The organism is Brachybacterium halotolerans (genome assembly GCF_016623465.1).
Lineage (GTDB): Bacteria > Actinomycetota > Actinomycetes > Actinomycetales > Dermabacteraceae > Brachybacterium > Brachybacterium halotolerans.
In genome coordinates this window covers 17,242-34,615 of record NZ_JAEDAJ010000016.1, presented here as the reverse complement: position 1 = coordinate 34,615, position 17,374 = coordinate 17,242, and the positions used below count along the sequence as shown (strand labels likewise).

Sequence of the window (17,374 nt, the reverse complement as noted above, 5' to 3'; positions counted from 1 at the left end):
GCGACCGCTGTAGGACTGATCTGCGGGCCCCCGTCGCGCGCCGTCACGCCCGCGGCGAACAGCCATCGATCGACGGTGGGGTTCCGACTAGTCTCGATCCATCACCACCGCCCGATGGGGGAGAGACATGTTCGAACGCTTCACCGACCGCGCGCGGCGCGTCGTCGTCCTCGCACAGGACGAGGCCCGCCTGCTGAACCACAACTACATCGGCACCGAGCACATCCTGCTCGGCCTCATCCACGAGGCCGAGGGCGTGGGCGCGAAGGCCCTCGAGGCGCTCGGGGTCACCCTCGACGCCGCCCGGGACCAGGTGCGGGACATCATCGGCGAGGGGAACCAGGCCCCCACGGGTCACATCCCCTTCACGCCGCGCGCCAAGAAGGTCCTCGAGCTCTCGCTGCGCGAGGCGCTCCAGCTGGGCCACAACTACATCGGCACCGAGCACATCCTGCTCGGCCTGCTGCGCGAGGGCGAGGGCACCGCGGTCAAGGTGCTCTCCCGTCTGGGCGCCGAGCCCGCCGCAGTGCGCCAGGAGGTCATCGAGCGCCTGTCCGGCTACCAGGGCAAGGAGCCCGCGAACGCGGGCGGCCCCGCGGAGGGCCAGCCCGCCGGCTCGCTCGTGCTGGACCAGTTCGGCCGCAACCTCACCCAGGCCGCGCGCGACGGCAATCTCGACCCGGTCATCGGCCGCGAGCACGAGGCCGAGCGGGTCATGCAGGTCCTCAGCCGCCGCACCAAGAACAACCCGGTGCTGATCGGCGAGCCCGGCGTGGGCAAGAGCGCCGTCGTCGAGGGCCTCGCCCAGTCGATCGTGCGCGGCGACGTGCCCGAGACCCTCAAGGACAAGCAGCTGTACACGCTGGACCTGGGCTCGCTGGTCGCCGGCTCGCGCTACCGCGGTGACTTCGAGGAGCGCCTGAAGAAGGTGCTCAAGGAGATCCGCACGCGCGGCGACATCATCCTGTTCATCGACGAGATCCACACGCTCGTCGGCGCGGGGGCGGCCGAGGGCGCGATAGACGCCGCGAGCATCCTCAAGCCGATGCTCGCCCGCGGCGAGCTGCAGACGATCGGCGCGACCACGCTCGAGGAGTACCGCAAGCACATCGAGAAGGATGCCGCGCTCGAGCGCCGCTTCCAGCCGATCCAGGTCGACGAGCCCTCGATCGCCCACACGATCGAGATCCTCAAGGGGCTGCGCGACCGCTACGAGGTGCACCACAAGGTGACCATCACCGACGGCGCACTCGTGGCCGCGGCGAACCTCTCGGACCGCTACGTCAACGACCGCTTCCTGCCGGACAAGGCGATCGACCTGATCGACGAGGCCGGCGCGCGCCTGCGCATCCGCCGCCTCACCGCGCCGCCCGAGCTCAAGGAGTACGACGAGAAGATCGAGGACGTCCGCAAGCGCAAGGAGGAGGCGATCGACGGCCAGGACTTCGAGAAGGCCGCCTCGCTGCGCGACGAGGAGCAGACCCTCAAGACCGAGCGCGACGAGAGCGAGGACGCATGGCGCAACGGCGAGACCGACGCGGTGACCACGGTCTCCGAGGAGGTCATCGCCGAGGTGCTCGCCGCCTCGACCGGCATCCCGATCGTCAAGCTCACCGAGGAGGAGTCCTCGCGCCTGCTCCACATGGAGGACGAGCTGCACAAGCGCGTCATCGGGCAGAACGAGGCCATCAAGGCGCTCTCGCAGGCGATCCGCCGCACCCGCGCCGGCCTCAAGGACCCCAAGCGTCCCGGCGGCTCGTTCATCTTCGCGGGCCCCACAGGCGTCGGCAAGACCGAGCTCGCCAAGGCCCTCGCGGAGTTCCTGTTCGGCGACGAGGAGTCCCTCATCCAGCTGGACATGTCCGAGTTCGGCGAGAAGCACACGGCCTCGCGGCTGTTCGGCTCGCCCCCCGGGTACGTCGGCTACGACGAGGGCGGCCAGCTCACGGAGAAGGTGCGTCGCAAGCCCTTCAGCGTGGTGCTGTTCGACGAGGTGGAGAAGGCCCACGTGGACATCTTCAACTCGCTCCTGCAGATCCTCGAGGACGGCCGCCTGACCGACTCGCAGGGCCGCGTCGTGGACTTCAAGAACACCGTGATCATCATGACCACGAACTTGGGCACCCGCGACATCGCCAAGGGCGTCTCCATGGGCTTCACCGCCGGCGGGGATCTCTCCACCGACTACGAGCGCATGAAGTCGAAGGTCCACGAGGAGCTCAAGCAGCACTTCAAGCCCGAGTTCCTCAACCGCGTCGACGACGTGGTGGTCTTCCCGCAGCTCTCCCAGGAGGAGATCGTGCAGATCGTCGACCTCATGGTCGCCAAGCTCGGCACGCGCCTCGCGGAGAAGGACATGGACATCGAGCTCACCGAGGGCGCCAAGGAGCTGCTTGCGGAGAAGGGCTACGACCCCGTGCTCGGCGCGCGTCCGCTGCGCCGCACGATCCAGCGGGACATCGAGGACGCGCTCAGCGAGCGGATCCTGTTCGGCCAGGTCTCGGCGGGCGACCACATCGTCGTCGACTCCGAGGGCGAGGGCCTGCTGGGCGAGCTCGTGTTCCGCCGCCGCACCGACGGCGGGTCCCTCGAGGCCCTCTCGGACGACGTCTCCGTCAGCGCGATGACGGAGGCCCGCACCGAGGACGCCGCCCACCCGGACGTGCCGGAGGGCGAGAGCTCCTTCGGGAACGACGACGGGACCGACGCGGGCACCGGCTCCGGCACGGAGTCCTCCGCGGACACCGATGTGAGCTCCTCGCGCTGACCTCCGGGTCGGCAGAGCAGTGAGCGCCCGGCGCCCCCTGAGGGCGCCGGGCGCCGTCGCCGGAGGCACGGCGCAGGCGGACGGAGAGGCGGAGCGCGATCGTGGGAGTGGGCACGTTCCAGGCGTGGATGACCGGTCTGCAGGACTGGATCGTCGCCGCGGGCGATACCTGGTGGGTGCACCTGGTGGTGTTCGCGCTGTGCGCGATCGACGCCTTCTTCCCCACGGTCCCCAGCGAATCGGTCATCGTCGCCCTGTCCTCCCTGTGGGCATCGTCCTCCGTGCCCCCGATCTGGCTGACGGTGCTCGCGGCCTGGGGCGGCGCCTTCCTGGGCGACAACATCGCCTACCTGATCGGACGCACCGTGGGCTGGCAGCGCTTCGGCTTCCTGCACCGAGGACGCGGGCTGAAGGCGGTCCAGGCGGCGGAGCGCGGCCTGGACCGGCGCGCCCTGCTCTTCCTCATGACCGCCCGCTACATCCCCTTCGGCCGCACCGCCGTGAACCTCACGGCCGGTGCGGTCCGCTATCCCTGGCGCCAGTTCTGGCACCGCTCGCTCGCGGCGACCTTCGTGTGGGCCGTGTACTCGTGCGGCATCGGCGCCGTGGCCGGCAGCTGGTTCGAGGACAATCATCTGCTGGCCATCACGGTCGCCGTGGTCATCGCGGTCGTCGTGGCCCTCGTCGTCGAGCGCCTGGTCTCCCTCATGAACCATCTCCTGGACGGCCGCCACGAGCGCGCCGCCCAGCAGGCCGAGCAGGAGGCGGCGCAGCGGGAGGACGGAGGCTCCGACGAGCAGCCGTCGGACGGCGCCGAGGACCATGCGCAGAGCGGCGACGGCCCGTCCGCGGCGCCGCGCGAGACGACCGACGGCGTCGACGCCCGGGCGAGTAGCGTCGGGGAGCACGAATCGTCGGACGAGGACCGATCGGCCGAGAACCCGGGGGCCGAGAGCGACGCCGACACGGACCCCCGAAGGACGGCATCCCCCGCATGAGCATCGAGCTGCGCCCCGCGCTCCCGGCCGACGTCCGGGCCATCGATCGCCTGGTGCAGCCCTTGGCCGCCCGCCAGATCCTGCTCGGCAAGGAGCTCGTGGTCTATTACGAGGCCATCCAGGAGTTCCTCGTCGCGGTCGACGAGGACGGCACCGTGATCGGCTGCGGCGCGCTCCACGTGATGTGGGAGGACCTCGGCGAGGTGCGCACTCTGGCGGTGAGCGAGGACGCGCGCGGCACGGGTCTGGGCCATCGCATGCTCGAGGCGCTCCTGCAGCGCGCCCGCGACCTGGGGCTCGAGCGCGTGTTCTGCCTGACCTTCGAGGTCGACTTCTTCGCCCGCCACGGCTTCCGCGCCATGAGCCCGGATCCGCTGCCGCCCGAGGTCTACGCCGAGCTGCTGCGCTCGAGCGACGAGGGCGTGGCGGAGTTCCTGGACCTCGCGCGGGTCAAGCCCAACACCCTGGGCAACACGAGGATGATCCTGCGCCTGGCCGACGCACCGGTCTGACCCCCAGTCTCGGCTGCGGTGTCAGGGCAGGCGCACGGTCCCGTCCTCGATCACCGCGAGCCCGTCGGCGACGAGGGAGTCCAGGCAGCGCGGCACCCTGTCGTCGGCCTCGTCGCTGCGCAGGAGCGCGATCCGCTCCCTGCGCGCGGGGCCCTCGCGCAGCAGCGCCATGATCCGTCCGCGCATCTGACGGTCGGTGCCCTCGAAGGCCTGGGGACGCGACGGCGTCCTGGAATCCGCAGGGCGCCCCTTGGCCAGCCACGCGCAGTGCGGGGCGAGCGGGCAGATGTCGCAGTGCGGGGAGCGGGCCGTGCACACGAGCGCCCCGAGCTCCATCACCGCCTGGTTCCAGCGCACCGACCGTTCCGTCTCGGCGGGGAGGACCTCGGTGGCCAGCGCCCGCTGGGATGCGGTGAACGTGCTGCCGGGGGAGGCCTCCCCGCGCACGCAGCGCACGACCACCCGCCGGATGTTGGTGTCCGCGACCACCGCGCGGCCGTGGTGGGCGAATGCGGTGACGGCGGCCGCGGTGTACTCGCCGATCCCCGGCAGGGCGCGCAGGGCGTCGAGCCCGAGGGGCACCTCGCCGCCGTGCTCCTCGACGATCGCGCGGGCGCAGGCCTGGAGGCGCAGCGCCCGGCGGGGGTAGCCCAGGCGGTCCCATGCGCGCAGCACCTCGGCCGTCGGCGCCTCGGCGAGATCCTGCGGTCGCGGCCAGCGGCGCATCCATTCCTGCCAGCGGGGGAGGACCCGCACCACGGGGGTCTGCTGGAGCATGATCTCCGAGACCAGGATGCTCCAGGCGCTCGCATCGCTCGCCCGCCAGGGCAGGTCGCGCCCCGCGTCGGCGAACCAGTCGATCACCGCGTCGATCCCGCTGCCGTCGAGGAGTCCGACGGGATCAGGGACGGTCGCGGGGGAGTCGGCGGGCACCCGGGAACGGTACCGCACGGGCGGGGCCGCCAGGCGAGCCGCACAGGCTGGCCCGCCCGGCGGGCTCCCCTGCGGTCGGGCATGAGAAACGGGGCGGGACCATGTGGTCCCGCCCCGTCCGTGCGCCGCTCTCACGGCGTCGTGCGGAGCCGCCGGCAGGGCCGGAGGGGTTCCTTCACTGCTGCGGGGTCTGCCCCGGGGTGCTCGCGTCCCTGTTCTGGAGGGCGTCGCGGATCTCGGTGAGCAGCGCGATGTCCTCCGGGGTCGCCTCCGGCGCGTCGGGGTCCTCACCGCGACGGATCATGGCCATGCGACGGGCCTTGGCCATCGGCAGCACGAACACGAAGTACACCACCGCGGCGGTGATGAGGAACGTGATGACGGCGGAGATGACCGAGCCGATGTCCACGAACGTCTTGTCATTGCTGGCGATGACGTGGAAGCCCAGGCCGATGCCGTTAGCGCCGCCGGCCGCGGCCACGATCGGGTTGATGATGTACGAGACGAAGGCGGTGACCAGAGCGGTGAAGGCACCGCCGATCACGACACCGACGGCGAGGTCGATGACGTTGCCCTGCATGACGAAGTCCTTGAAGCCCTTCACGGTGCTTTCCTCACTGCTCGGAGACGCGGGGGATCGGGTGACACAGTGGATGCTGGGGAAGTACCCGCTGGGGAGATTAGAACATGATCGCGATCTCGAGCCAGCCTTCACGCACGGCGTGAGCGACTTCTCCCGTGTGCGACGGATCCACGGCGACGAGGATCTCCACAGCATCCGTGCTGGATACGGCGCCCATCGGGCCCGTCGCCGTCGCGTCTGCCGGGACCTCGACGACCATCGCATCGATCCTGCGCGTGTCACCGGGCATCTCGGTCGAGACGACGAGGCTGAGCTCGTCGCCCGGCGCGAGGTGCGGAAGCAGCGCGGGGGCCACGGGCACGACCACCACGCCCCGTCCGGCGAGCGGCGGTGACTCCGCCTCCTCGCGCAGCCTCTGCGGGGCGAGGACCTCCCCGGCGCCCACGCCGCGCGAGACGCGCAGGCCCTCCAGGTGAGAGGGATCCGAGGTCGAATCGTCGGGGACGAGAGCATCGGCGACCTCGGTCTCGCGCAGGTCCCCGGATCGGATCACGGTGCCCGCAGGGAGGTCGTGCGCTGCCACGAGCACGCCGCGCGCATCGGCCGACGCGGGCAGCAGGCCGGGCAGGACCGCGACCGCGAGCAGCGCGGCGAGCAGGATGCTCAGCAGGCGTCGGCGCCGACGGACGGCTCGATGCCAGCGGGGGAGGGAGTCGTGCAGTCGTCGCAGCATGCTCCGACGCTAGGGCGAGCTGGTGGGAGCCGGGCGTCGCCCGTCGTCACTGTGGACGACGGGGTGATGTGGAGGAACGGCGGCGGAGCGCTCAGTCCGCGGCGGAGGCGGCCGCAGGGGCCGCGGATGCGCTGCTCGACGCGCTCGAGGACTCCTTCGACGAGGAGGTGCTGCTCGAGGAGTCGGAGGAGCTCGAGGAATCGGACGAGCTCGAGGAGCCCGAGGAGTCCGATGACGCCGAGGAGGCGGTGCGCGAGGATGCGGAGTCCGTCGAGTAGAAGCCCGAGCCCTTGAACACGACGCCCACGCTGTCGAAGACCTTGCGCAGAGCGGACTGCCCGCACTCGGGGCAGACGGTCAGCGAGTCCTCGCTGAAGCTCTGGTACTTCTCGAAACGGTGGCCGCAGTTCTTGCAGGCATACGCGTACGTGGGCACTAGGGTCCTCCACATCCGGGGTGATCGGCGCCTCCCGAGGCGCCCGCACGAGCTTACCGCCGCGCGGGGCCGACCAGCAGGGCCGCCCGGGGTGATGCTCGCCGCGCCCCTCACCGGCAGCGCCGCGCGGAGGGCGCACCACCCGGGCGACGAGCCCGGCCCGTCAGGAATCGAGCCGTCAGGAACCGAGCCGCTCCACCCCTTCCGTGGTGAGCACGGCGTGCGCCGGCCGGTCGTGCGCCTCGCGAGGCAGGGCGTCCGGGGCCAGCACCTCCCAGGGATGGACGACGGCCACGACCGCCGTCGTGCGCCCATGGACGAGCGCCCTGTCGTAATAGCCTCCGCCGTGCCCGAGGCGCGTGCCGGAGCGGTCCACCGCGAGAGCCGGGGCGAGCACGAGATCCGCCCGAGCCAGGGCGTCGGTCCCCTCGCGCGGTCCCGACGGCTCCCCGCCGAAGCCTCGCGCGGGCGGCGGTGCCAGGGGGGACGACCCGTCCCATGCGGCCCAGTCGATCCGCTCGCCCGCGTGGACCGGCAGCAGGATGCGGTGGCCGCGGGCAGCGAGCACGCACAGCAGCATCCGCACGTCGGGCTCGGTGGGCGTCGGGTCGAAGGCGGCGATCCGCAGCTGGCCCGTCGCGCGGGGCAGGAGGGCGAGCAGCTCGTCGGCCCGGCCCGCGAGGCGCGCGTCCTCGTCGGGCGCGCGGTGGCCGGTCGCGGCGCGCTCGGTGCGCAGTCCCGTGCGCAGGGCCTTCTTGCGCACGGCGGGGGTCTGCTGAGAGTTCTCCTCCACCGCCCCAGCATGGCACCGCGGATGCCGCCCACGCGATGGCTACGATGCCCGGATGCCCCCTGTCTGGCCGCTCGTGCTCTCGGATGCGGAGCTCACCCTGCGCCCGCTGCGCCGTCGCGACCGCCGCGCCTTCGAAACGCTGCTCGTGCGCAACCGCGAATGGCTCGCGCCCTGGGACGCCACGGACCCCGAGCGCCGTCGGCCCCGGCCCAGCCACGGGGAGCTCCTGCGCTGGGCGGAGCGGGAGGGGCGCGCCGGTCGCCACCTCAGCCTGCTGCTGTGCGCGGACGGCCGGCCTGCGGGGCAGGTGAGCGCGGGACCGATCCTGTACGGCGCGCAGTCCTCGGCGACGATCGGCTACTGGATCGACCACGCGCGCGCCGGCCGCGGGTATGCGCCGCGCGGCGTCGCCCTGCTCATCGACCATCTCTTCGCCGAGGTCGGGCTGCACCGGGTGGAGATCAACATCCGGCCCGAGAACGAGGCCAGCCTGCGGGTGGCCCGCAAGCTCCACCTGCGCGAGGAGGGGCTGCGCGAGCGGTTCATCCATGTCGACGGCGCCTTCCGCGACCACCTGAGCTTCGCCCTCACGGCCGACGAGGTCGAGACCGACGAGCGCGGCAGGGGAGTGCTCGCGCGGTATCGCCGCGAACACATGGGCGCCACGGGCGCGTCGTGACCAGCTGAATCACAGCTGTGTCATTAGGGTGGGCGAGGTGGAGACCTTCAACCTCGGGGCTGTCCTGTTCGCCCTCCTGCTGCTCGTCTGGGTCGGCTATGCCGTTCCGCGCAGCGCGGAGCGCCGGGAGCTGATCTCGAGAGCGCGCGACGCGATGCGCTCCCGGGACTCCCGCACCGCGCGGGATCTCTCCGAGGCCGCCCACTCCCGCCCGAGAGCCCGTGAGGTGCACGTCATGAATGACGACCGTCTGCTGCTGCGTCCCGCCGATCCGACCGCCCGCCCGCGCTTCGACGCGTCGCCCGGCACTCGCGTCGACCCCTATGAGGAGGCCGGACGCCAGCGACGCACCCTGCGCGTGGTGCTGCTCGCGCTCGCGCTGGTGACGATCGGCGTGGGCGTCCTCGCCGGCTTCTCGATCCTGCCGGTGTGGAGCGTGCTGCTGCCGCTCGCGGTCCTCGCCGCCTACGTGGTGGGCCTGCGCCGCGCCGAGCTGGACCGCCGGTCCCGTCTGCGCCGCGCCGCCGAGCTGCGAGGCGCGGGTGCGGCGACGTCGGCCACCGCATCGAGCCCCGCCGGGAAGAGCACCTCTGCCGAGGAGGCCCCGCAGGTCGCTGCACCGGCCGCGGCGACCGATCGGTCGGACGAGCTCTCCACCTCCACAGCGACGACCGCGCGCACGCCCGGCGACAACGCCGCGCACACGCAGGAGCACGCGGAGCTGGGCGAGGAGATCGAGTCCGCGAGCGCCGCCCTCGCCGCGCCCGGCGAGTGGATCCCGCGTCCCGTGCCGCGCCCGTCCTACGCCCTGCACGGCGAGGTCGAGGATCTCGCCACCCGCCACGCGGCCCACCGCAGCAGCGTCGCCCCCCGGCAGGTCGCACTCGAGGTCGAGGTCGACGACGTGGCCGACGAGGCCCTGCGCGAGGAGCCGCAGCGCACGCCCGCCTCGGATCTCGGCCTTGACGAGATCCTCGCGCGCCGCCGCGCCTGAGACCCCGAGCCGACCACAGCCCGCGCCAGCCACAGGAGGCACAGTGACCGCACCCGAGGAGCTTCTGGAGGCGGCCGAGGCCGCCGCGTCCCTCGCCGCCGACTACGTGCGGGGACTGGATCGCACCGCCCTGCAGCGGGAGTACAAGAACGACAGCCACGACATCGTGACCGCCCACGATCGAGCGTGCGAGGAGATCATCGTGCGCGAGCTCGCGCGCCGCGTGCCGGGGGCACGCGTGATCGGCGAGGAGGGCGGCGAGCGGCCCGGTGCCGGGGCCGACGGCGGCGCCTCCGACTCCGAGATCACCTTCTACGTCGACCCGATCGACGGGACCAGCAACTTCGCGGCCGGGCTGCCGCTGTTCTGCGTCTCGATCGGCGTCGCCGTCGGCGGTGAGCTGGTCGCGGGAGTGGTCGACGCGCCCGTGCTCGGCGAGGTGATCAGTGCGGCCGACGGGCCGGTGCGGCTGAACGGGGTCGAGGTCGCCGGGCGCCCGACCCTTCCCGCGAAGGACGCGCTCGTGCTCACCGGCTACCCGGGCTACCGCGCCTACCGCGAGCTGCCCGAGCTGTCTGCCGCGCACGGACGGCGCCTGTCCGACGGGGTCTCGGCTGTGCGCCACCTGGGCTCGGCCGCGCTCGAGCTCGCCTACGTCGCCCTGGGCCGCGCCGATGCGACGCTGCTGCCCTCGATCAACGCCTGGGACGTCGCCGCCGGATTCCACCTCGTCCAGAGCGCGGGCGGCAGCCTGCGCACCTGGCCCGGGACCACGGGCCAGGGGCGGCCCATGCAGGAGCAGCCCGCGTACGTCGCATGCACCGGTCCCGAGCGCCTCGCGGTGCTCGACGAGATGATGGACGAGGTGCAGGCGGCCCGCGATGAGCGGGTCGCGTGACAGCGGGCGACGGCCGTCGCCAGGGCCCCACTCCGGCTCCGTGACCAGTCGCTGTGATCCTCGTCAAGGCGGCTCGTGACGGTCGTGAGCACCGGCTTCGCGATGCTAGGCTTGCCAGGTCGCCACGCGGCACGGGGCTTTAGCTCAGTTGGTAGAGCGTTTCGTTCGCAATGAAAAGGTCAGGGGTTCGATTCCCCTAAGCTCCACGGCACGACAGAAGGCCCCTCACCAGGACGGTGAGGGGCCTTTTCATGGCGACGAAGCAGTGCCATCCTTCGGGGAAACTTGATCGAGATGCCCATGAGGTTGCCCATCCTGGAAGCGGATGCCCAACACCCTCCCCGCACTTTCCCTACCGATACAGCCTCACCTGTCCCAACCGACGCGCAGACTTCCTCCATGAGGAGCATGCGAGAGCGAGACGCCGAGTGGGCGCTGATGGTGCGCCAGCGGATCGAGGGACATCGGGTGCACCCGTACTTCGAGCCACCCGCCCCGCCGGCGGATGATGAGTGGGCGCGCCGTGGCGAGGAGTCGCAGGATCCCGGTGGCTGGGAGGCAGCGTGAGGGACGTCGACCGTTTCGCGGCATCGGAGCGCATCGAGCAGGTGATCTCCTCCGTGCTCATCGGGTACCGGCTCGCGATCCGCGGAGGCTCCCCGTGGAGTCGATGCCGTGTCACCGCGACGAGACACTCCCCCGCTACTCCTTGCGCGTCGCGATCCCGGACGGCTCGAACGTCTACTCCGCGCTCGTGTGGGCGGCCCGCGACGACGAGGTCGAGGACCACCTCCGTCGGTGGCTTCTCGAGCGGATCCACCTTGAGGGCACGAAGAGCGGCCGCGGCCGCAGGTATGACCCGTGGTGGTCGTCCGCGTGGCGGCAGGTGAACCCCGGGCGGGCATGACGAAAGCGCCCCCACGCCGACCGTGAGGTCAGGATGGGGGCGTTCTCATGGGCGCTCGCGTCAGGGGCTCTCGATGAGCTCGATCGTGGATCCGTCCGCATCACGTAGGTAGGTGAAGCGCGTGCCGGCGCGGGGGCCATCGGGCATGCGCTGGGGTTCACCGAGCGTGTGCCACCCGTAGCTGCTGCACGCCTGAACGGTCGCATCCAGGTCGTTCACTCCGAGTGCGAGATGCCACGACCCCACCTCGTTCGATGCGGGGCGGTGGTGCCGCGCGCCCTCTGGCCGGGTGTACTGGAGGAGTTCGATGGCGTAGCCGTTGAGATCGATGACAGCAGCGTCGATCTCGGCTCCCGCGACGCCGACGACTTCTGCCGCGAACTCGCCACCCAAGTGGAACCTTCTCTCGATCTCCGCTCCGAGCGCTCCAGCCCAGAAGGCGAGCGAGGCTTCGAGGCTTCGGACCGTGATTCCCGTGTGCACGACAGAGGGCTGCTGAGTTGGTGGCATTTCCCCACCGTAGGACTGTGGGGCTGTGGTGGTGAAGGTGGAGGGCGGCTACGCGAGCTCGCGCTGCGACCGGCACCGGGCGACGGCGAGTCGCGTGCCGCCGGGATCGCGAGGTGCCCACTTTGCCCGCGGCCACGCCTGACACGTCCTCGCCGCCGTGGAGCATGACATCGACCGGAAGTCGCCTGCGGCCTCATCGACGTCGACGTGCTCGGCGAAGCCGCCGCCTGGTTCCCGCTCCCGATCGTCATCGCGCAGTACTCGACGTCATGCCCGAGACCGTCGTTGACCGCCTCCACACCTTCACCGACCACGAGCGCGCCGCCCGCACCGAGCGGCTCCACAATGCCCGCTGGGCCCCCTGGGGAAGGTCACAGTCACGGTTCCATCACGGACCGTCCAGAATGTCGGCGCTTCTGCCTCCTCTCAGCTCATCCCGACCCACTCTCCAGGAGAACCCCATGAAGCGCAGGTGGGCGTGCGCTCAGTCCTTCAGCGTCCCGCTGTCGATCGCGGGTTCCTGCGCCCAGGTCGCCTCGCCGGCTCGAGCACGCTCATCGTGCCGTGGGCGGTCAGCTCCCCGGCCTCGGTGCCGAAGAAGGTCGCGGAGAGTCCGCCTCCCTGGGAGGCGGGAGCGAGCGGGAACGTGAACGAGGAGGCGGTGGTGCCCGTGGCCGGGGACGCGACCCAGCCCGCGCCGACCGAGCTCAGCTGGGCCGGCTGGGAGAGGTCGATGACGATCTGCAGCGTGGCCCCGTCCGGCGGCGAGACCCAGGGATCCGCCCGGTAGCTGACCTGGGCGGAGACCTGGAACTGCAGATGGCTCTCTGCGGCGGCGACGGTGATGAAGTGCGCGTTCGCCGCGACGTTCCAGTAGTAATTGGCCTCGTCATTCGGTGCCGGCCCGGGTTCCGAGGCGGCGATGGCAGGGGCTGCGGTGGACACGAGGATCAGCGGGGCGGTCCACGCCGCGCCGCGGAGGATGCCTCGGCGGCGGAGCTCTCTGGAGGGCGGGGGCCGAGGGGGCATGGGGATCCTCGTTCTCGGCACATATCGGGCCGTCGGGTCCAGATGCTACGCCCGAGCGGCGCGCCGGTCGCCTCCGGCTACCATCATGGACACCTGACGAGGAGGCCCTCATGTGCGGACGGTTCGTGCTCGACTTCGACGAGGCAGGGCTGCTGCGCGCCTACGTCGCCACCAAGGCGGACCAGGACGGTCCGGACTGGTCGCCGGCCTACTCGATCGCCCCGTCGACCCTCGCGCCCGTCGTTCGCGAGCACTATGACGAGGACGGCGAGCTGCGCCGCACCCTCGAGCCCGCACGCTGGGGCCTGCATCCCTCCTGGGCGAAGGATAAGGGGCCCCGCCCCATCAACGCGCGCTTCGAGACCGTGACCACCAACGGCATGTTCCGCGGTCCCTTCGCGAGCGCCCGCGTGGTGGTCCCGATGAACGGCTACTACGAGTGGGTCGAGCAGGCCGACGGCGCCAAGCAGCCCTTCTACGTGCACGCCGAGCACGGTGGTCTGCTGCACGCGGCCGGTCTCGCCTCCGCGCGCAAGGACGGCGAGTCCTGGCAGGTCTCCTTCACGATCATCACCCGCGAGGCGAAGGACGCCGCGGGCGACGTCCACGACCGCATGCCCGCGTACCTCCCGGACGACCTGCTCGGGCGCTGGCTCGCACCCGACAAGCTCGAGGGCGAGGAGAAGAACGCGCTGCAGCACGAGCTCGGCGAGGCCTCCGACCAGATCGCCACGACGCTGGTCACCCATCCGGTGGACCGCCAGGTCAACAGCGTCCGGAAGATCGACCGCACCGATCCCTCGCTCATCGAGCCCGTCGAGCTGGTCTGAGGGCGGGCGCGAGACGGCACGGTTCGCGCTCCGCCTGCATGCGGCGTCCGTCTACACTCGCCGCCATGGGACACGTGCTCGGCATCGGCGGATGCTTCCTGCGCGCCTCGGATCCGCAGGCGCTCACCACCTGGTACCGCGAGGTGCTGGGACTCGACATCGACGAGAACGGACTGTGGCACCAGCAGGCGGGGCCGACGGTCTTCGCCGACTTCCCCCAGGACACCGATTACTTCGGGGACTCCGGGCAGACGGCCATGCTCAACCTGCGCGTCCACGATCTGGATGCGCTGCGCGCGCGGCTCCGGAGGACCGGGGCGATGGTCGAGGACGAGGTGCAGGAGATGGAGAGCATGGGCCGCTTCGGTTGGGTGCGAGACCTCGAGGGGAATCGCATCGAGCTGTGGGAGCCGGCACCGGGCGGCTCTTGAGCCGTCGTGCCATGGCGCAGCGGGCTCTGATGAGCGTCTTTCCGCGCACCTGCGCGAACCCGCATTTCCGCGTGTGACGAGGCCCTTCCGTGCGGCGCAGGGCGCCGCATACGTTCGGCACAGGTCGCGGCCGTGAAGCCGTGACCGGACGAACGACTCCCGAGCCGGAAGGTGCCGCCGCCGTGACCTCACCGAAAGATGCAGAGAAGATCGCACGGAGGTTCCGCGAGGTCTTCGCGCGGATCGCCCCGGGCGCCGTGGAGCGCGAGCGCGAGCACCGGCTGCCGCGCGAGGAGGTCGCCGAGCTCGCGGCCCTGGGCTTCGGCGCGCTGCGCGTCCCGATCGCCGACGGCGGCGCGGGCCTGAGCATCCCGCAGACCGCCCGCATCTGGGTGGACGCCGCCGCGGCGGACTCGAGCCTGCCGCAGATCTTCCGCGGCCAGTTCGCGATCGTGGAGGACCGCGTCCACACGAGCGACGACTCGCGCGAGGACTGGCTGCGCCGTTTCCTGGACGGCGAGATCGTCGGCAACTCCTGGAGCGAGGCCTCGGGCTCCACGACCGCGAGCCCCTCGACCCGCCTGGTCTCCACGCCGCAGGGCCTGCGTCTGCGCGGCCGGAAGTACTACACGACCGGCAGCATCTTCGCCCAGTGGACCGATGCCACCGCGGCCGACGACTCCGGCGAGACCGTCGCCGTGCTCGTGCCCACGGACGACCCCGGCGTGAGCGTGAGCGACGACTGGAACGGCTTCGGGCAGCAGCTCACCGGGACCGGCACGATCGTTTTCGACGACGTCCCCATCGACCCCGAGAACGTCATCGTCCTCACGGACCGCTTCAGCTACCAGACGGCGCTCTACCAGCTCGTCCTCCTCGTGGTGCAGGCGGGCATCGCACGCCGGGCCGCCGAGGACGCGGCCGACGCCGTCCGCGCCCGCACCCGCGTCTACAGCCACGGCCTCGCCTCCCGGGCGCGGGACGACGGCCAGATCCTCGCCGTCATCGGACAGGTCCGCTCCGCGGCCTTCGCCGCCGAAGCCGTCGTCGACCGCGCCGCCGAGGCGCTCCAGCGCGCCTCCGACCTCGAGCCCGAGCGCGGGTCCGAGGCGCAGCGGGAGGCCCTCGCCGAGGCCGAGCTCGCCACCGCCGAGGGCCAGGTCGTGCTCGCCGAGCTCGTCCCCGAGGCCGTGACCCTGCTCTTCAACGCCCTCGGCGCCTCCGGCACGAGCACCGATCTGGGCCTCGACCGCCACTGGCGCAACACCCGCACGGTCTCCTCCCACAACCCGGTGATCTACAAGCAGCGCATCATCGGCGACCACCTGGTCAACGGCGCGACCCCCGTCCATCTCTGGGGCGTCGGCACGGACGCCGCGGCAGGCGGAGAGGGGACGAGGGCCGAGCCCGATCCGGTGCTTCGCCCCGTCGAGGCCCGAGAGGCGGTCGCCCGCGCATGAGCAAGCAGATCCGCTTCAACGCCTTCGACATGAACTGCGTCGCCCACCAGTCGCCGGGGCTCTGGCGCTGTCCCGGGGACCAGTCCTGGCGCTACAAGGACATCGAGTACTGGCAGGACATCGCGCGGATCGCCGAGCGCGGACTCTTCGACGCCGTCTTCATCGCCGACGTGCTGGGCACGTACGACGTCTTCGACGGCAACGACCTGGCCGCGATCCGCCAGGGCGCGCAGGTGCCCGTGAACGATCCGGTGGAGCTCGCCGCGGTCGGCGCGGCCGTCACGGAGCACGTGGGCTTCGGGATCACTGCGGGCACCGCCTTCGAGCACCCTGTGCCCTTCGCGCGGCGCCTGTCGACCCTCGACCACCTCACTAAGGGCCGGGTGGGATGGAACGTCGTCACCGGCTACCTGCCCTCGGCGGAGAGGAACCTGGGCCAGCACGATCTGGTCGAGCACGACGCGCGCTACGACCACGCCGACGAGTACCTCGAGGTGATCTATAAGCTCCTCGAGGGGTCGTGGGAGGACGACGCCGTGGTCCGCGATGCCGAGTCCGGTGTGTTCACGATCCCGGAGAAGGTGCACCACATCGGGCACCACGGCACCTTCTTCGACGTCCCCGGCATCCACCTCTCGGAGCCCTCGCCACAGCGCACCCCGGTGGTCTTCCAGGCCGGAGCCTCCCCGCGCGGTGTGCGCTTCGCGGCCGAGAACGCGGAGGCGATCTTCATCGGCGGCCCCACCAAGGAGGTCGCCCGCAGCACCGTCCAGCGCATCCGGAAGGCGCTCGTGGACGCCGGCCGTGGGCCCTACGACGCCAAGATCTACCTGCTCAGCACGATCATCACCGACGAGACGGCGGCCGGGGCGCGCGCGAAGCACGCGGATCTGCTGTCGTACGCGAGCGTCGAGGGCACCGAGGTGTTCTTCTCCGGCTGGCTCGGTGTCGATCTCGCCGGCTACGACCTGGACGCGCCGCTGGGCGACGTGCAGTCCAACGCCATCCAGTCCGCGCTCGCCGCCTTCCAGGGCGACAACGAGCGCGGGGAGACATGGACCGTGCGCGACATCGTGCGGCTCGGCGGCATCGGCGGGCTGGGGCAGGTCTTCGTCGGCTCTCCCTCGGAGATCGCCGACACGCTGCAGGACATCGTCGAGGAGACCGAGGTGGACGGCTTCAACCTCGCCTATGCGACCACGCCGGGGACCTTCGAGGACGTCGTGGACCTGGTGGTGCCGGAGCTGCAGCGCCGAGGGGTCTACCCGCAGGAGTACGCGCCGGGGACGCTGCGCCACAAGCTGCTCGGGGCGGGAGACCGCCTGCCCGCGAACCATCGCGGTGCGCAGTACCGGGTGGGAGGCCCGCTCTCCACGATCGACGACGTCACGGGGACGGGCAGACCCGGCCCGGCCTCCGGTCCCGGCCGGGCGACCGCCTGACGGGCGTCGCGGGGGAGAGGGTCAGGACCGCACGAGTCGACGGATCGCCTCGGTGGCCTCGTCGATCTTCTCCTCCGCGTTCGCGCCGCCGCCCTTGACGGCGTCCGCGACGCAGTGGCCCAGGTGGTCGTCCAGCAGCTCGAGGGCGACGTTCTCGAGCGCCCGGCTGACGGCGGAGATCTGGGTGAGCACGTCGATGCAGTAGCGGTCGTCCTCGATCATCTTGGCGACGCCGCGCACCTGGCCCTCGATGCGCTTCATGCGGCGCTCGAGAGCCGCCTTGTCCTCGCTGTACCCGTTCATGGCGCTCCTCCCCGTCGGCCGCACGTCCTTCGGCCCGGCATCGCACGATACCCCTCCCCGGTATGCCGGGCAACGGTCGGTCGGTCGGATGCTCGGCCGGTCGGCCCGGCCCGGCGCCGGGCTCGGCGCGCCGGGC

The 17,374-nt window shown here is 71.6% G+C and carries 20 protein-coding genes and 1 tRNA gene; 13 read left to right on the top strand and 8 right to left on the bottom strand.

Translation table 11 applies throughout. The annotated features are described in order from the left end of the window. The first annotated feature begins 127 nt into the window (after positions 1-127). The 3 genes from I8D64_RS16315 to I8D64_RS16305 all read left to right on the top strand — a co-directional run bounded on the left by I8D64_RS16315 (position 128) and on the right by I8D64_RS16305 (position 4,277). Positions 128-2,767 (top strand): ATP-dependent Clp protease ATP-binding subunit, encoded by a 2,640-nt coding sequence (locus tag I8D64_RS16315; RefSeq protein ID WP_246483115.1) that lies wholly within the window; start codon positions 128-130, stop codon positions 2,765-2,767. Between the two features lie 101 nt (positions 2,768-2,868). Beyond that, on the top strand, positions 2,869-3,765 hold the full coding sequence (locus I8D64_RS16310) for a DedA family protein (RefSeq protein WP_343068616.1): 897 nt from the start codon (positions 2,869-2,871) through the stop codon (positions 3,763-3,765). Next, entirely contained in the window at positions 3,762-4,277 is a 516-nt protein-coding gene (locus I8D64_RS16305) for an amino-acid N-acetyltransferase (protein ID WP_200503855.1), read from the top strand. The genes I8D64_RS16310 and I8D64_RS16305 overlap by 4 nt, the downstream gene beginning before the upstream one ends. A gap of 21 nt (positions 4,278-4,298) precedes the next feature. Here I8D64_RS16305 and I8D64_RS16300 read toward each other — a convergent pair whose 3' ends face one another. The 5 genes from I8D64_RS16300 to I8D64_RS16280 form a co-directional block, all read right to left on the bottom strand. After that, complete coding sequence (locus I8D64_RS16300; protein WP_425490330.1) at positions 4,299-5,210, bottom strand: HhH-GPD family protein; 912 nt, start codon at positions 5,208-5,210, stop codon at positions 4,299-4,301. A 175-nt stretch (positions 5,211-5,385) separates the two neighbouring features. After that, positions 5,386-5,814 carry a large conductance mechanosensitive channel protein MscL gene (gene mscL / locus I8D64_RS16295; RefSeq protein ID WP_200503854.1) on the bottom strand — a complete coding sequence of 143 codons (429 nt, stop codon included), beginning with the start codon at positions 5,812-5,814 and terminating at the stop codon, positions 5,386-5,388. A 76-nt stretch (positions 5,815-5,890) separates the two neighbouring features. After that, positions 5,891-6,526, bottom strand: a complete 636-nt coding sequence (locus tag I8D64_RS16290; RefSeq protein ID WP_200503853.1) for an SAF domain-containing protein — start codon at positions 6,524-6,526, stop codon at positions 5,891-5,893. 91 nt (positions 6,527-6,617) lie between these two features. Further along, the gene (locus I8D64_RS16285) at positions 6,618-6,962 is read right to left on the bottom strand and encodes an FmdB family zinc ribbon protein (RefSeq protein WP_200503852.1); all 345 of its coding nucleotides are present in this window, start codon (positions 6,960-6,962) and stop codon (positions 6,618-6,620) included. 178 nt (positions 6,963-7,140) lie between these two features. Beyond that, positions 7,141-7,755, bottom strand: coding sequence for a 5-formyltetrahydrofolate cyclo-ligase (locus I8D64_RS16280; RefSeq protein WP_200503851.1), 615 nt, complete (start codon positions 7,753-7,755; stop codon positions 7,141-7,143). A 52-nt stretch (positions 7,756-7,807) separates the two neighbouring features. On the opposite strand from I8D64_RS16280, the gene I8D64_RS16275 reads away from it, so the two are divergent. The 6 genes from I8D64_RS16275 to I8D64_RS16250 all read left to right on the top strand — a co-directional run bounded on the left by I8D64_RS16275 (position 7,808) and on the right by I8D64_RS16250 (position 11,233). Further along, a complete protein-coding gene (locus I8D64_RS16275) occupies positions 7,808-8,434 on the top strand; it encodes a GNAT family N-acetyltransferase (protein WP_200503850.1) in 627 nt (208 codons plus the stop codon). 37 nt (positions 8,435-8,471) lie between these two features. Then, positions 8,472-9,428: a hypothetical protein gene (locus I8D64_RS16270; RefSeq protein ID WP_200503849.1), complete on the top strand. Its 957-nt coding sequence runs from the start codon at positions 8,472-8,474 to the stop codon at positions 9,426-9,428. A gap of 43 nt (positions 9,429-9,471) precedes the next feature. Further along, positions 9,472-10,326 carry an inositol monophosphatase family protein gene (locus tag I8D64_RS16265; RefSeq protein WP_343068615.1) on the top strand — a complete coding sequence of 285 codons (855 nt, stop codon included), beginning with the start codon at positions 9,472-9,474 and terminating at the stop codon, positions 10,324-10,326. A gap of 133 nt (positions 10,327-10,459) precedes the next feature. Beyond that, a tRNA-Ala gene (locus tag I8D64_RS16260) sits at positions 10,460-10,532 on the top strand. Positions 10,533-10,725: 193 nt separating this feature from the next. Next, positions 10,726-10,893 carry a hypothetical protein gene (locus I8D64_RS16255; RefSeq protein ID WP_200503847.1) on the top strand — a complete coding sequence of 56 codons (168 nt, stop codon included), beginning with the start codon at positions 10,726-10,728 and terminating at the stop codon, positions 10,891-10,893. Between the two features lie 103 nt (positions 10,894-10,996). Continuing rightward, positions 10,997-11,233, top strand: a complete 237-nt coding sequence (locus I8D64_RS16250) for a hypothetical protein (RefSeq protein WP_200503846.1) — start codon at positions 10,997-10,999, stop codon at positions 11,231-11,233. A 60-nt stretch (positions 11,234-11,293) separates the two neighbouring features. Here I8D64_RS16250 and I8D64_RS16245 read toward each other — a convergent pair whose 3' ends face one another. Both I8D64_RS16245 and I8D64_RS16240 read right to left on the bottom strand, forming a co-directional pair. Next, entirely contained in the window at positions 11,294-11,743 is a 450-nt protein-coding gene (locus I8D64_RS16245; protein ID WP_200503845.1) for a VOC family protein, read from the bottom strand. A 492-nt stretch (positions 11,744-12,235) separates the two neighbouring features. Then, positions 12,236-12,688 carry a hypothetical protein gene (locus tag I8D64_RS16240; protein ID WP_200503844.1) on the bottom strand — a complete coding sequence of 151 codons (453 nt, stop codon included), beginning with the start codon at positions 12,686-12,688 and terminating at the stop codon, positions 12,236-12,238. Between the two features lie 194 nt (positions 12,689-12,882). Between I8D64_RS16240 and I8D64_RS16235 the strand changes: the two genes are divergently transcribed. From I8D64_RS16235 to I8D64_RS16220, 4 genes are all read left to right on the top strand, one after another. Next, positions 12,883-13,602: an SOS response-associated peptidase gene (locus tag I8D64_RS16235; protein WP_200503843.1), complete on the top strand. Its 720-nt coding sequence runs from the start codon at positions 12,883-12,885 to the stop codon at positions 13,600-13,602. Between the two features lie 65 nt (positions 13,603-13,667). Next, positions 13,668-14,033 carry a VOC family protein gene (locus I8D64_RS16230; protein WP_200503842.1) on the top strand — a complete coding sequence of 122 codons (366 nt, stop codon included), beginning with the start codon at positions 13,668-13,670 and terminating at the stop codon, positions 14,031-14,033. Positions 14,034-14,215: 182 nt separating this feature from the next. Next, positions 14,216-15,493 carry an acyl-CoA dehydrogenase family protein gene (locus I8D64_RS16225; RefSeq protein WP_200503841.1) on the top strand — a complete coding sequence of 426 codons (1,278 nt, stop codon included), beginning with the start codon at positions 14,216-14,218 and terminating at the stop codon, positions 15,491-15,493. Continuing rightward, positions 15,490-16,935: an LLM class flavin-dependent oxidoreductase gene (locus I8D64_RS16220; protein WP_200503840.1), complete on the top strand. Its 1,446-nt coding sequence runs from the start codon at positions 15,490-15,492 to the stop codon at positions 16,933-16,935. The genes I8D64_RS16225 and I8D64_RS16220 overlap by 4 nt, the downstream gene beginning before the upstream one ends. Before the next feature lie 21 nt (positions 16,936-16,956). Here I8D64_RS16220 and I8D64_RS16215 read toward each other — a convergent pair whose 3' ends face one another. Next, complete coding sequence (locus I8D64_RS16215; protein ID WP_200503839.1) at positions 16,957-17,238, bottom strand: metal-sensitive transcriptional regulator; 282 nt, start codon at positions 17,236-17,238, stop codon at positions 16,957-16,959. Positions 17,239-17,374 lie beyond the last annotated feature (136 nt).

Excerpts from the sequence above, each read along its gene's own strand:
- I8D64_RS16315 (WP_246483115.1), top strand. The coding sequence starts at position 128 with ATGTTCGAACGCTTCACCGACCGCGCGCGGCGCGTCGTCGTCCTCGCA.
- I8D64_RS16305 (WP_200503855.1), top strand. The coding sequence starts at position 3,762 with ATGAGCATCGAGCTGCGCCCCGCGCTCCCGGCCGACGTCCGGGCCATC.
- I8D64_RS16290 (WP_200503853.1), bottom strand. The coding sequence starts at position 6,526 with ATGCTGCGACGACTGCACGACTCCCTCCCCCGCTGGCATCGAGCCGTC.
- I8D64_RS16275 (WP_200503850.1), top strand. The coding sequence starts at position 7,808 with ATGCCCCCTGTCTGGCCGCTCGTGCTCTCGGATGCGGAGCTCACCCTG.
- I8D64_RS16255 (WP_200503847.1), top strand. The coding sequence starts at position 10,726 with ATGAGGAGCATGCGAGAGCGAGACGCCGAGTGGGCGCTGATGGTGCGC.
- I8D64_RS16250 (WP_200503846.1), top strand. The coding sequence starts at position 10,997 with ATGCCGTGTCACCGCGACGAGACACTCCCCCGCTACTCCTTGCGCGTC.
- I8D64_RS16245 (WP_200503845.1), bottom strand. The coding sequence starts at position 11,743 with ATGCCACCAACTCAGCAGCCCTCTGTCGTGCACACGGGAATCACGGTC.
- I8D64_RS16235 (WP_200503843.1), top strand. The coding sequence starts at position 12,883 with ATGTGCGGACGGTTCGTGCTCGACTTCGACGAGGCAGGGCTGCTGCGC.
- I8D64_RS16230 (WP_200503842.1), top strand. The coding sequence starts at position 13,668 with ATGGGACACGTGCTCGGCATCGGCGGATGCTTCCTGCGCGCCTCGGAT.
- I8D64_RS16220 (WP_200503840.1), top strand. The coding sequence starts at position 15,490 with ATGAGCAAGCAGATCCGCTTCAACGCCTTCGACATGAACTGCGTCGCC.
- I8D64_RS16215 (WP_200503839.1), bottom strand. The coding sequence starts at position 17,238 with ATGAACGGGTACAGCGAGGACAAGGCGGCTCTCGAGCGCCGCATGAAG.